Origin of the sequence: Leucobacter aridicollis, assembly GCF_024399335.1 — a bacterium.
In the GTDB taxonomy this organism is placed as follows: domain Bacteria; phylum Actinomycetota; class Actinomycetes; order Actinomycetales; family Microbacteriaceae; genus Leucobacter; species Leucobacter aridicollis_A.
The window spans coordinates 2,672,009-2,685,379 of sequence record NZ_CP075339.1 but is presented as its reverse complement, the minus strand read 5'-3'; the positions used below and the strand labels follow the sequence as shown (position 1 = coordinate 2,685,379).

At 65.6% G+C, this 13,371-nt stretch carries 11 protein-coding genes; 10 read left to right on the top strand and 1 reads right to left on the bottom strand.

The window, feature by feature from the left end; all coding sequences use genetic code 11:
* The first annotated feature begins 6 nt into the window (after window positions 1–6).
* From KI794_RS12105 to KI794_RS12085, 5 genes are all read left to right on the top strand, one after another.
* Entirely contained in the window at window positions 7–1,311 is a 1,305-nt protein-coding gene (locus tag KI794_RS12105) for a homoserine dehydrogenase (protein WP_255809765.1), read from the top strand.
* Window positions 1,308–2,264, top strand: coding sequence for a homoserine kinase (gene thrB, locus KI794_RS12100; protein ID WP_255808234.1), 957 nt, complete (start codon window positions 1,308–1,310; stop codon window positions 2,262–2,264). Before KI794_RS12105 ends, thrB begins: the two co-directional genes overlap by 4 nt.
* A gap of 123 nt (window positions 2,265–2,387) precedes the next feature.
* Window positions 2,388–4,247 carry a hypothetical protein gene (locus tag KI794_RS12095; RefSeq protein WP_255808233.1) on the top strand — a complete coding sequence of 620 codons (1,860 nt, stop codon included), beginning with the start codon at window positions 2,388–2,390 and terminating at the stop codon, window positions 4,245–4,247.
* 12 nt (window positions 4,248–4,259) lie between these two features.
* The gene (gene prfA / locus KI794_RS12090) at window positions 4,260–5,333 is read left to right on the top strand and encodes a peptide chain release factor 1 (protein ID WP_119284733.1); all 1,074 of its coding nucleotides are present in this window, start codon (window positions 4,260–4,262) and stop codon (window positions 5,331–5,333) included.
* A 100-nt stretch (window positions 5,334–5,433) separates the two neighbouring features.
* Window positions 5,434–5,982 (top strand): GNAT family N-acetyltransferase, encoded by a 549-nt coding sequence (locus tag KI794_RS12085; protein ID WP_255808232.1) that lies wholly within the window; start codon window positions 5,434–5,436, stop codon window positions 5,980–5,982.
* Here KI794_RS12085 and KI794_RS12080 read toward each other — a convergent pair.
* The gene (locus KI794_RS12080) at window positions 5,979–6,656 is read right to left on the bottom strand and encodes a GntR family transcriptional regulator (protein ID WP_119284731.1); all 678 of its coding nucleotides are present in this window, start codon (window positions 6,654–6,656) and stop codon (window positions 5,979–5,981) included. The genes KI794_RS12085 and KI794_RS12080 overlap by 4 nt on opposite strands.
* Window positions 6,657–6,745: 89 nt before the next feature.
* Between KI794_RS12080 and KI794_RS12075 the strand changes: the two genes are divergently transcribed.
* The 5 genes from KI794_RS12075 to KI794_RS12055 all read left to right on the top strand — a co-directional run bounded on the left by KI794_RS12075 (window position 6,746) and on the right by KI794_RS12055 (window position 13,369).
* The gene (locus tag KI794_RS12075; protein WP_255808231.1) at window positions 6,746–8,152 is read left to right on the top strand and encodes an MFS transporter; all 1,407 of its coding nucleotides are present in this window, start codon (window positions 6,746–6,748) and stop codon (window positions 8,150–8,152) included.
* Between the two features lie 119 nt (window positions 8,153–8,271).
* The gene (locus KI794_RS12070) at window positions 8,272–9,606 is read left to right on the top strand and encodes an MFS transporter (RefSeq protein ID WP_255808230.1); all 1,335 of its coding nucleotides are present in this window, start codon (window positions 8,272–8,274) and stop codon (window positions 9,604–9,606) included.
* 31 nt (window positions 9,607–9,637) lie between these two features.
* Entirely contained in the window at window positions 9,638–10,927 is a 1,290-nt protein-coding gene (locus KI794_RS12065) for a hypothetical protein (protein ID WP_255808228.1), read from the top strand.
* A complete protein-coding gene (locus KI794_RS12060; RefSeq protein WP_255808227.1) occupies window positions 10,924–11,922 on the top strand; it encodes an S-methyl thiohydantoin desulfurase domain-containing protein in 999 nt (332 codons plus the stop codon). Before KI794_RS12065 ends, KI794_RS12060 begins: the two co-directional genes overlap by 4 nt.
* Entirely contained in the window at window positions 11,912–13,369 is a 1,458-nt protein-coding gene (locus KI794_RS12055; RefSeq protein WP_255808226.1) for a PucR family transcriptional regulator, read from the top strand. Before KI794_RS12060 ends, KI794_RS12055 begins: the two co-directional genes overlap by 11 nt.
* Window positions 13,370–13,371: the final 2 nt, after the last annotated feature.

The window sequence follows — 13,371 nt, the reverse complement described above, 5'->3', positions numbered from 1 at the left end:
CAACGGTTGAACGCGTATCGAGACCTTCGAGTTGCACTGCTTGGCTGCGGGTCGGTGGGCGCCCAGGTGGCCCGCCTGATTCTCGAGAACGGTGACGAGCTCGCCGCCCGTATTGGCGCGAATCTCGTACTCGACGGCATTGCCGTGCGCTCCCTCGACGCTGAGCGCGACGTTGAACTGCCACGCGAACTGTTCACGACTGACGCAGAGCGCCTCGTACAGGGCGCTGACATCGTCATCGAGCTCATGGGTGGCATCGAGCCGGCGCGCTCACTGATCCTGCTCGCCCTCGGCGGCGGCGCTGACGTCGTCACCGCGAACAAGGCGCTCATCGCCGCGCACGGCCGCGAGCTCTCCGACGCCGCCGACCAGGTCGGCGCGCAGCTGCTCTACGAGGCGTCTGTCGCCGCAGCGATCCCGATCCTTCGCCCGCTGCGCGAGAGTCTCGCAGGCGACCACATCACCCGCGTGATGGGAATCGTGAATGGGTCGACAAACTACATCCTGGACCGCATGGACAGGTTTGGCGAGTCGGCCGAAGACGCGATGAAGCTCGCGAGCGACCTTGGCTTCCTCGAGGCGGACCCGACGCTCGACGTCGAGGGGTTTGACGCTGCGCAGAAGGCGACAATCCTTGCGAGCATCGCGTTCCACACCGAAGTGCCCGAAAGCGCGGTGTACCGCGAGGGCATCACCGCGGTGACGCTCGAGCAGATTACTGCCGCTCGCCACGCCGGGTTCGTTATCAAGCTCCTCGCTGTCGCAGAGCGGCTTGCCGCGTCCGACGGCACCGACGGGGTATCGGTTCGGGTCTACCCGGCGCTCATCCCGCGGGAACACCCGCTCGCAGCCGTGCACGAGGGCAAGAACGCGGTGTTCGTTGAGGCTGAAGCCGCAGGCGAACTCATGTTCTACGGCGCCGGCGCCGGCGGCAACGAGACCGCCTCAGCAGTGCTCGGAGATCTCGTCTCGGCGGCCCGACGCCACGTCGTCGGCGGCCCAGGCATCCCCGGATCAACGCACGCCGAGTTCCCCGTGCTGCCAGTCGGCGAGGTGCTCACCGCCTACCAGGTCATGCTCGAAGTACGCGACGAGCCGGGCGTGCTCGCTCGGGTAGCGGGAATTCTCGCCGCGCACGGCGTCTCGGCAGCGAGCGTCGAGCAGAACACCTCGGAGGAAGGGCGCGCGACGCTCGTCATCGGCACGCACACTGCGCGCGAAGCTGACCTCGCAGCGACAGTCGAGGCGCTGCGTGCTGACGACGCGGTCGCCGAGGTCGCGAGCGTGCTCCGCCGGGAGGGCCGCGCATGAGCCGCGTCGAGCGAGCGCTTCGCGTCCACGTTCCAGCGACGAGCGCGAACCTCGGGCCCGGCTTTGACACCCTCGGCATCGCGCTTGCGTACGGTGACGAGCTCGTCGTCGTGACCCGCCCCGAGCCTGGCGCGACTGTCACGGTGATCGGCGTCGGCGAGGGCGAGGTTGACACCGACGAGCGCAACCTCGTTGTGCGGTCGGCCGCATTTGTGTTCGAGCGACTCGGGCGCGACATGCCCGGGCTGAACATCGAGGCGCACAACCGTATCCCGCACGGTCGCGGCATGGGCTCATCGGGCTCCGCGATCGTCTCTGGCGTCATGATTGCGGCCGGACTCCTCGCGAGCGACCCCGTCAACCCGTTCGAGCTGAGCGAGGCCCAGATCTTCGCCTTTGCGACTGAACTGGAGGGGCACCCTGACAACGTCGCGCCAGCACTTTTCGGGGGGCTGACGATCGCCTGGACGAACGAACAGGGGCCGCGATTCAAGCGCCTCCTCGTCCACCGTGGCGTCGCGCCACTCGTTCTCGTGCCGACGTTCACGATGTCGACCGAGCACGCACGCAGCCTGCAACCGAAGCAGGTGCCGCACGAGGATGCAGTCTTTAACGTCTCACGTTCGGCGCTCCTCATCGCGGCACTCACGCAGAGCCCCGAACTCATGCTTGAGGCGACGGAGGATCGGCTGCACCAGAACTACCGTGGGGCTGCAATGCCAGCGACGCGGGATCTCATCGGCGCGCTCCGCGAGGCCGGGCATCCTGCGGTCGTGTCGGGTGCCGGGCCCTCGGTGCTCGTGCTCTCGAACGGGCCGCGCGAACGCCTCGCGGCGGCGGATCTTGTCGCGCAGATCGCGCCCGAATGGCGAATTCTTACCCTCGCTGTTGATATCAAGGGTGCTACAGTAGAGGAGATCCCGGTCGACTCTGCGTTCTCTTCGCGAGTGTGACACTTCCTAGTTTGTGTCCCGGATCGAATTCCCAGCCGGGGTATTTGTCCCCGAGCTTCCCGCACTCTCGTGCCTGTTTCTGGCCTGAGTGCTCAGACTCGATAGGTTCCGGAAGGAATACACGTGGAACAACACACTGAAGACCAGACGCCTGCCACGGAGGCGGCTGAAGCCGCTCCAGTTCGCCGCCGCGCATCGCGGCGCGTCTCGGCAGCAGCTGGCGCGGCCCCCGAGGTCGCAGCTGATGCAGCTGTGGCAGCCGGAGAGCCCGCAGCAGCTGCGGCCGCACCCGCAGCTGCGCAGGCTGACGCGCCAGCCGAGACTCCTGCCGAGAAGGCGGCGCCGAAGCGTGCGAGCCGCGCTCGGAAGAAGGCGGAGCCCGAGGCTCCAGCTGCCGAGGCCGACGATGCGGTTGCCGCTCCGAAGAAGACGCGCGCCTCGGCGAAGGCTGAGGCTGCCGAAGCGCCCGTGTCCGCAGAGGTCGCCACGGAGAACACCGCCGACGAGAAGCCAGTTGAGGCGCCGAAGAAGCGCGCAACTCGCTCGCGCAAGGCTCCTGCCGTCGAGGTTCCAGCTGACGCCGAGGCAGCAGAGCAGCCCGCCGCAGCTTCCGAGGCGAAGGCCGCAGAGACACCGGCTGAAGACGCCGAGGCGGCTCCTGCAAAGCGTTCGCGCCGCCGCTCGAGCCAGACTGCCGACCAGGCCGAGGGCGAAAGCCCGGCGCAGACTGACGAGCCGAAGGGCCGCGGTCGCGGCAACCAGAACGGCGCTAAGGGCGACGCTGCAAAGTCAGACGGCTCGAAGTCAGACGGCTCGAAGTCAGACGCCGCGAAGGGCGATGCAGCGAAGGGCGATGCTGACAAGCAGGGCCAGAACGAGAAGCAGGCCCAGGACAAGCAGGGCCAGGAGAAGCAGGGCCAGGGCGACCGCTCAGACAACAAGCAGGAGAACGGTTCGCGCTCGAGCCGCACCCGTCAGCGCGACCGTAAGCGTCGTGGCGGCGATGACCTCGAGCCAGAGATCGCGGAAGACGACGTGCTGCTTCCCGTCGCCGGTATCCTCGACGTGCTCGACAACTACGCTTTCGTGCGCACGAGCGGCTACCTCCCCGGCGTGTCAGACGTGTACGTCGCACTCGGTCAGGTGAAGAAGTACAGCCTCCGTCGTGGCGACGCCATTGTCGGCGCTATCCGCCAGCCCCGCGAGGGTGACGGCGGCGGCCGCCAGAAGTACAACGCGATCGTCAAGATCGACTCAGTCAATGGAAAGCCCGTTGAAGAGACCGAGAAGCGCGCAGACATCGCAGAGATGCCCGCGATCTTCCCCGAGCAGCCCCTCCGCTTCGCAAACGGCGAGAAGGGTCTGGGCGCCGCGATTGATGCCGCAGCTCCGATGGGGCTCGGACAGCGCGCGCTCCTTGCGCTGCCCGCCGAGGTTCCAGCCGCGCGCGTCTTTGCCGAACTTGCCGCGGCAGTCACCGCGAACGCTCCCGACGCGCACCTTCTGCTCGTGCTGACGAACGCGCGCCCCGAGGAAGTCACGCACCTGCAGCGAACCGTCAGCGGCGAGGTCATTGCGGCTACGTTCGATCGGGCGTCTGAAGACCAGACCACGATCGTTGAGCTTGCGCTTGATCGCGCGAGCCGACTCGTCGAGCTCGGGCACGACGTCATTGTGCTGCTCGATTCGCTCACCGACCTCGTGCATGCGACCCAGCAGAACCTGCAGGGCACCCGCACGACTCCTGAGGCAGCTCAGGCCCTGCCGATCGCTCACGCGAAGCGTCTGCTTGGCGCCGGTCGGAACCTTGAGAACGGTGGGTCGCTCACGCTCCTCGCCACCGCGCGCACGCACACGGGTGTCGACAGCGACAAGGACCTGCTCCGTGCGCTCGTTCCAGCGGTGAACAGCTTCGTGAAGGTCTCGGGCAGCCGGCAGGCTCCTGAGGTCAACGCGGAGAAGTCGTACACCCTCTCGTTCTAAGGGGAACCGTACGTGTTTGAACAGGTTGCTGGGCTGCTCGCTGAGCATGCATCACTGCAAGAGGACCTCGCGGATCCCGCGCTGCACGCTGACGCAGCGCGGGCCAAGAAGGTCAACCGCCGCTACGCTGAGCTCAGCAAGATCAAGTCGGCCCACGAGCACTGGGTGCAGCTGGCAGACGACCTCGAAGCCGCGCGTGAGCTCGCGAAGGAAGACGAGGCGTTCGCCGAAGAGGTCCCAGACCTCGAGGCGCAGCTCGCCGAGGCTCAGGAGAAGGTTCGCCGACTGCTGATCCCGCGGGATCCCGACGATGCTCGCGACGTCATTCTTGAGATTAAGGGCGGCGAGGGCGGAGCCGAGTCGGCGTTGTTCGGCGCTGACCTGCTGCGCATGTACATGCACTACGCGGAGTCCAAGGGGTGGAAGACCGAGATTCTTGAGAAGGACGAGAGCGATCTCGGCGGCTACAAGAACGTGCAGGTCGCGATCAAGGCCAACGCAAGTGATCCGTCCCAGGGCGTCTGGGCGCACCTCAAGTACGAAGGCGGTGTGCATCGCGTGCAGCGCGTGCCAGTCACCGAGTCGCAGGGGCGCATCCACACTTCGACGACAGGCGTACTCGTGTACCCTGAGCCCGACGAAGCCGAAGAGGTCGAGATCAGTCAGAACGATCTCAAGATTGACGTGTACCGCTCGAGTGGCCCCGGTGGTCAGTCCGTGAACACGACAGACTCGGCGGTGCGCATCACCCACCTTCCGACGGGCATTGTGGTTGCGATGCAGAACGAGAAGTCGCAGCTGCAGAACCGTGAGGCTGGCATGCGCGTGCTTCGCGCACGCCTGCTCGCTCGCCTCGCCGAGGAAGCTGCCGCCGAAGCAAGCGCTCACCGGTCGAGCCAGATCCGTACGATGGATCGCTCGGAGCGGATTCGTACGTACAACTTCCCCGAGAACCGCATCGCCGATCACCGCACAGGGTACAAGGCGTACAACCTTGACCAGGTGATGAACGGCTCGATGGAACCGCTTATCGAGTCCTGCATCCGCATGGACGAGGAAGAGCGGCTGAAGGCGCTCGGACAGTAGTCTTCGGGCTATGGACCCTGGCGGTCGGTGGGAAGTCTTCCTGCCGGCCGCCAGGGTTTTTGCGTGGCGCACAATGTGGCGTACGCAGTACGCTGTGTCCATGTCTACACCCGTACTCCCCGCAGGGCCCATCGTTGGGCCGCTCGTCACCCTCCGCGCGCCGAAGCAAGCAGATCTCGAACCGCTGTTCGAGATCCTGTGCGAGCCCGAGGTCGCCTTCTGGTGGGTTGGTTACACGCGAGAGCGGGTTCAGGCCGAGTTCATCGACGCCGCGGAGACCACGCGCATCATCGAGGTCGCGGGGGAGTGCGCAGGCGCGCTCTACGTGCTGCGCGGCGAAGACCCCGAATACCCGACAACGGTGATGCACCTCTTCATCGGCACCCGCTTCAGAGGGAACAGGGTCGGCGAGGAGGCCCTCGCGCTCGCCATCAAGCACGAGTTCGCGAACGGGATCACTCGAATCACACTCGACCCGAACGAGAACAATGATGGCGCAATCCGCAGCTACGAGCGGCTCGGGTTCAAACGAATTGGTGTCTTGCGGGACTACCAGGTGCGGCCGAACGGCGCACTCGAGGGCGCCATGTTTCTCGATCTCACCCGCAGCGACTTCCCAGACGGGCCGCCACTGCCGCCGCGAGACTAAGCGGTGCGCCTGCGAGCCGAGAGATCAAGCCAGATCTCTCGGCTCGTCTGCACGTGATCCAAAGCAGCCCGGGCGGCGAGCTCAGCGTCGCCGCTTCGGATTGCGGCGAGAATAGCGACGTGCTCCGCCTGGAGACGGCGCGGGTCATCATTCTGCCTGAGTAGCCAGTGCATGCGGCCCTCCAGAGGCTCCATGAGCGACGACAGGAGGGAGTTGTGCGCCATCTTCCAGAGCAAGTCGTGGAATTCCTGATTGCATTGACCGACAGCAGCAGTGTCTGCGCGTTCCCAAGCCACTTCGGAGGCCGCGATTGACTCCTCGAGCCTGTCGATCTCGTCGGGCGTCGCGCGCTCCGTAGCCCGGCGTACCGCGAGCACCTCGAGCGACTCGCGCACCTCAAACAGCTCCTCGACGTCCTGCGGCGACAGCGCCGCCACCGTCATGCCACGGTTCGGGAGCGCGGAGACGAATCCCTCGCCGCGAAGAATGTTCAGGGCGTCGCGCACCGGAATCCGTGACACTCCGAGCTCGCTCGCGAGCGTACGCTCGACGAGCCGCTGCCCCGGCGCGAGCTCGCCGTGCAGGATCCTGTCGCGCAGGATGGACACCAATTCGTGCGGCTGCGGCGTCCCGCTCTCGGCGGCGCTACCCTCGGTGTGAATAGTCGAGCTCATAGATTCCTAGAATAGTCGGGAAGTCCTCAGCTGAGGTCGAGAGCCGTGCCTACGCTGGATTGGCCTCACACAGGACTAGCATTGAATTCATGCGAGCCTCGAAACCATTCCTTCCCTGGGTGGTGTGGGGAGTGGCGGTCACGCTCTACGCGATCGCGATCGTGAACCGTTCATCCCTCTCGGCGCTCGGGCCCGCGACACAAGATCACTTCTCGATCGACGCGTCGACGCTCGCGGCCTTCCCGGTGATCCAGCTCCTCGTGTACGCGGCGTGCCAGATACCAGTCGGGATCCTGCTCGACCGCTACGGATCCACGATCCTGATCCTCGCGGGTTCTGCGCTGATGCTCACCGGACAGATCGTCATGGCGACAGTCGCAAACGTTGAGTTCGCCATCCTCGCGCGCATCCTCGTGGGTGCGGGCGACGCGTGCACATTCACGGCAGTTATGAGGCTCCTTCCCGAGTGGTTCAAGCCGCGCCAATTGTCGACGCTCGGCCAGGTGACCGGACTGATCGGTCAGGTCGGACAGCTCGTTTCGGTCGCGCCGCTCGCCTTCGTCGTCGACACCTTCGGGTGGGCAACAGGCTTCCTCGGTATCGCTGCAGTCGGCGTGCTCTCGTTCTTGCTCGGATTCGTCGTGCTGCGAGATGCCCCTGGGCGCCGCACAGCGTTCGAACGCCTCACCAGGCGAACTGGCAAGATCACGAAGAACTCAGAAGCGTTGGCTGCGGCCCCGATCACGACCGTGACGATGGCTCCGCCTGCGACGAACATGATTCCCGTTGTTGGGCGCGGCCGCGCGGGCCGAAAGAACACGGGCGGGAAAGAGGGGATCCTCTCCCGGGTGCGGCGACTCCTGTCGATTCCTGGAGTCAGACTCGCGTACTGGATTCACTTCGTGACACCGTTCTCTGCTCAGGCATTCCTGCTGCTATGGGGCACGCCGTTCTTGACTGGCGGTCTCGGGATGAGCGCGCCCGCGGCGAGCGGCCTGCTGAGCCTCACGGTGATCTCATCGATGGTCGCGGGCCTGGTACTTGGTCCGATCAGTTCGCGCTTCATCGAGCGTAGGGTCTTGCTGGTGATCGGTATCACCGTGCTCATTATGGTGACGTGGCTTGCGGTGCTGCTGTGGCCGGGCATGCCGCCGGGCTGGCTCATCATTGCGCTGCTCGTCATCCTGCCGCTTGGCGGACCTGCATCGATGATCGCCTTTGAGGTCGCTAGGTCCCACACCCCACGCAGCTTCGCAGGTTTTGGCACTGGGCTCGTGAACACCGGGGGATTCACCGCTGCGCTACTCCTGGTGATGCTCATCGGCATCATCTTGGATCTTCAGGGCGCAGGCTCACCCGAGACTTACTCGCTCACTGCCTTCAAGGTAGCGTTTGCCGCACAGATCCCGTTGTGGCTTATTGGGCTCGCAATGATTTTTGTGGAGCGTCGCCGCACCGGAACCTGGATGGAGCGGCACGGTCGTACCCTGCGCTGACTCAGCCCCAGTGCTTGTCGCCCGGCTGGAGGGGTTCAGAGTGTGCCTGCCGCCCAGTCTGCGGGTGAAGCAGTGACCTAAGTTGGCTCCGAACCGTATCGATCGACAAGGGAGTCTCGTTGGAAACCACTTCAGCTGCTGCGGCCCGGACCACCGGACCTGTCGCGCTTCAAGACGTCTACGAGCACATGCGGTTCACACCCGCACACGTGCGGATCGTGATCGCCATGTTTGTGATCTTCGTCATTGAATCGTGGGAGCAACTCGCGCTCGTCTACGTCGCGGGCGACGTCTCGAACCACTTCGGCCTCGACGAGACAAAGCTCGGCCTCGTGCTCTCAGCTGTGGCAATCGGCATGATTCCCGGCGCACTCATCTGGGGGCCGATTGCCGACCGTGTCGGGCGGCGGCCCGTCACCATCGTGAGTTTCATCGCGTATGGCATCGTTGCCGCCATCGTGCCGCTCGCGCCGAACTTTGAGATGCTCGTCGGGCTGCGGGTGCTCTCGGGCTTTGCGCTTGCGGGCGCATACACGGTCGTGTTTCCGTACTTCCTTGAACTGATGCCCTCACGGCAGCGCGGACGAGCGGCTGTGCTGCTGTCGATCGGATGGCCCATCGGCACTCTCGTTGCGATCGGTGTCACCTCGCTCTTCCACGACGCGGGCTGGCAGGTTGTAGCCTTTGCAGCAGCGGTCGCGTGCCTCTGGGTGATCGTCGTTGCATTCTGGGTGCCCGAGTCGCCCTATTTCCTCGTCAGCCGCGGTGAACACGGTAAGGCCGCAAAGGTACTTCGTGGTCTCGGCGTTGATGTCGCTCCAGGCACCGAGTTCGTACGCGAAGCGCAGGCTGACCAAGCGGGGAACCCTCTGCAGCTGCTGCGTCGCGACATGCGGCGTCGCACACTGCTGATGCTCATCGTGAACTTTGCGTTCAACTGGGGCTACTGGGGGCTGCAGGTGTGGCTGCCCACACTGCTGCAGGAGCGGGGGCTCACACTTGCAGACTCGCTCGGCTTTGTCGCGCTCAGCGCCGTGATCATGATTCCCGGCTACCTTGCCGCGGCCTGGTGCACTAAGCGGTTCGGCCGCAAGCTCACCTTCGTTGCCTTCCTCGTCGGGGCGATTCTCGGCGGTGTGCTCTTCGCGGTGTCGTGGGACCTGCCGTCGCTGTATGTCGCAAACTTTGTGATGTCGTTCTTCATCCTCGGTGGCTGGGGCGTCTGGAACACGTGGAATGGGGAGTTCTACCCGACCCGGGTACGCGCCGCGGGCTACTCGTGGGCCACTGCGGCTCAGTTGATCTCGAACGCTATCGCCCCCGTCGCCGTTGGCGCGCTGCTTGCCGCGTCGGTGTCGTTCACAATGACGGTGCTCTTCATTCTCGTCTTCCTTGTTATCGCAGTGCTCGCAGCGGTGACGCTTCCTGAAACTGAGGGGAAGCCGCTCGACTGACGAGAGCCCCTCTAGGCGAGACAATAGATGTATGCAGCTCGGTATCGATCTCACAGCGTCAACTGTCCGCCTGGCGGTTGCTGACGGCGAGCAGCTGCGCTTCACTGCAGAGGTGCAGCCTCAGGTGGGCCTCGTAGAGACACTCGCCGCCGCGCGGGCTTGCCTACCGCCCGAGCTTGACAGCGCAGTCACTGCGGTTCGAATCGCAATCGTTCCGGGCAAACGCGATTTGCAGCTCACAGACGTGGGCGTGCTCAGGATCGCGCCGCGGTCAATGGCCGCGCTTCGGCCCTTTGCCGCGTGGCCCGGCACAGCGGGCGCTAGTCTGCGGGCGCGGAGCGCTGAGGTGCCCGGAGGCAGCGACTTCGTCGGGAACCACAAGCTTCCAGCCGATCCGACGCAGCTCTGCGAGGCTGCATCCGGGGTCGTGGCAGCTGGCGCGTCACGGCTCGTCGTCAGTGCTGCGGGAGCGCCGTCGGCGCCGTGGCTTGAACGCACCGCAGCCGGCGTGCTGCGCACGGAGCTCGGGCTCCACGTTGAGGTTGCACACGAGCTTGGGGGAACGGGAGTGCGTGAGCGTGAGCATGCGGCGGCCCTGAACCTGGGGCTCACGTCTTGGGCCGAGGCCGTTGTGGCCGATGCCCGGCGTGCGTTCCCAGACAGCGACCTTGGATTCGCGCACGGCATGGGAGGCTTCGGCTCAGCCGCAGAGTTTGTGCGACAGCCGCTTGGCGTGTTTCACGGGGTTGTTCGTGCGGCGGTGCTGGGTGTGAGCCGGGTGACCGGGCACACTGACTTCATTCTGGTGAGTGCGCGCGACGACAGCACAACCCTTGTCGGCGTGACAGGCGGCGAACCCGATCGAGCCGACGTCGAGCAGCTGTGGGGCGTAACGCACAACCACCTTGCTCTCGACAGCGTCGAATTGCCGCTGGGCGCCGGCGCCGATCCTGCGACCTCACCTTTGGTGCGACGTATGCTTGCGCGCCGGCCAGGCTACCCCGTCGTGGCCATCGGTGACGCGGCAGCAAGCGGAGCCGAGCCCGCAGGCCTCTCAGGCTTTCTGCAGTGGGCGATAGCGTTCGGTGCGACCCAGGGAAGGGTGACTGTGCTGATTGAGCGCGTGCTGCGGCGCGGTCTAGGAACCCACGCCGCTGCTGAGCAGACGCTCGCGCTTGTCGAAGAAGCCGTCACCCGCGCAACGCTTGCTGGCGCCGCACCATCGCCAGAGCCGAGAAGCTCTGCAGACGTCCGCCCGTTGGCGTACGTCTCAGACCCCGTCGACACAGTACGGGTTCGCGTGAGCGGGGCACCAGCGTGACGGGGGTGCTGCGGCGAGGCGATGTTGCGCGCTTGGTGCGCGGTGCCCGGCCGTTTGCGAGCGGAGTGAACAGTGCTGCTCTGCAGGTACTTGGAGACTGGGCCGAGGCAGAACTCGATACCCGGGCTGTTACGCTCACTGCCCCGGCAGCGGTCGCCGATGACGCGATGTATGCGGTTGTGACGGTTGTCGGCTCGCCGACGGCCCTCGCCGAGAACCTCCCCAATGGAACGGAGCCTGTTCGGGCGCTCAGGGCACTCGAGCGCACCATCGGAACCCGAGTACGGGGTGTGCTGCCTATCAATACCGCGGGGGAGAACGCCGTACTCGCCCTCGCTGCGGCGGCGGCCCTCGGGATCGAACTCGTGGATGCCGACGGGTGCGGCAGGGTGCGCCCGACAGTCGAAGATACGCTGTTTACCCTCGCCGGGGTCGAGATGGGGCCGTGCGCGGTCGCGTCGCCGTTCGGCGAAACCACTGTGCTCGAGGGCACGACGGGCAGGGTCTCGGAGATTGTGCCTCGGCTTGTCGGCGCGAGTGGCGGCTGGGTGTTCTTCGCAGGCTACCCCGTGACGGGTAGCGAGCTGCGCGAGCACGCGAACCCGGGCACGATTGCGCGCTACCTTGACGCTGAACCGGGCAATGAGCTTGCCGGGGTCGCGCACCGCACGCTATTGCGGGCGACGATCACCAACATCGAGCACGGGCCCGCGGGCAGCGAGCGGATCAGCATTCTCATGACTGAGCGTCGCGTATCAGGTTCTGCCCGGCGCATCAGGGTCGACGCAGACGAGGCATACCTGGGCGCGCTCGCTGACGGGGTGCCGCTACAGTCACCAACACAAGAGCTCTTTGTTATTTCAGAGAGCGGCGAGGTCCTCGATCCCGAGCGCTGCCTGCCGGGCATGCGCGTCGACCTTGTCGCCGTCGAGCTGCCCGCTGCGTGGTCTGTGCTCAGCGACGACACGATGAAAGTTGAGGGAAATGCCACATAGTCTCACTGTCAGAGAACTCGCGGTTCGTCTGGGCACTCCCGTCACGCTCAACGGCCCAGTCGATACCCGGGTCGACAGCGTGCGGGTCGTTGACAACCACGCAGACATCCTCTCGGTAGCCGCCGGCTGCGCGCTCGTACTCACCGGGGATGCGACGCGCGAAGCGTGGCGGCTGGAACGGGGGATCAGGCTCGCGTGGGAACGCGCAGTCTCGTGCGTCGTTATCAGCGCAGCCGACGTGACGGGGCCAGAGCCCGCCGAGCTCGCAGCCAGGCTCGGGGTCGCCCTCATCACGCTCGACACTGGTGTCCTCGACGCGACTGTGAGGTTCGCGGCGATCATCGCAACCGATGAAGCCTCTGAAGCCGGAACTCTCGCGGAAGCGGCTCGTGCATTTGGCGTCGCCAAGATGAGCCCGCGCCGCGCTCTCGCAACGCTCCACCGGCTGCTTCCCGACCACGAGTTTGCGCTGACCGATCACGCAGGCGCACATGTCGCCGGTGAGCAACGCGTCAGCGAGGCAGGGTCGCACGAACTTCACGTTCGCGTCCCGTTTCCAGACCCGCGGTTTCAAGCGCGACTCGTCGGAAGACCTCGGCGCGGCCCGGGGGAGCGCGATGCAAGCAACGCTACTGCCGCGACAGTGGCGCGCCTCGCAATCGCTCCGCTCACATCGTGGGCAGCGCTCAGACACATCGCCTTCGGGCGTGACGTTTCGCGGGCAGAAACTCTGTTGGCAGCCGTCATGGCGGCAGACGGTGCGCCAAGCGAGAAGCTGCGTGGCGGGCTTGCTGCCGGCGGCTGGCCGCTCGGCTCAAGGTATCGCGCTGCGAAACTGCTCGCATCCGGCGGCAGGAGCGCCGCCCTTGACGAGCTCGTGCTTGCACGGGTATCTGAGCTTGCTACCCAAGCGTTTGCGTCACCGCACGGTGACGGCTGGGCGGTCTTCTTCGCCGTGCCCCTGACGGGGGAACAGAAAGTCGCGCAGGCCACTATCGCGCAGCTTGTCGCAGCGGATCCGAGAGTCGCTCGCATCGCCGTCGGCGTTTCGACGGCCTGCGAATCGACCGAGCCGCCCGAACCCGCACTAGCTGAGGCAGACCGGGCCGCGTATATCGCGCAGAGCACGCCGAGCCTTGTGATGTTCTCAGAGGGCCTCACCCCAGAGGCGGCGCTGCCAGCGCTGCTCGGCGCTGACGCCGAGGTCGCTGCGAGGGCGTTGCTCAAGCCACTTCTTGAGGTCGATCGCGACGGGGCACTGCTGAAGACCCTTGTTGTGTCACTCGACCACAACGACAGACCCGCTCAGGTAGCCCAGGTGCTTGGAGTTCACAGAAATACAGTGACGGCGCGACTCGAACGGGTTCGCGGTCTCGGTATTGACCCGTCGAACCCGGGCCACAGGCTTGCGATCCACATCGCGGCACGGCGCGTACTCGACGAGTAGCG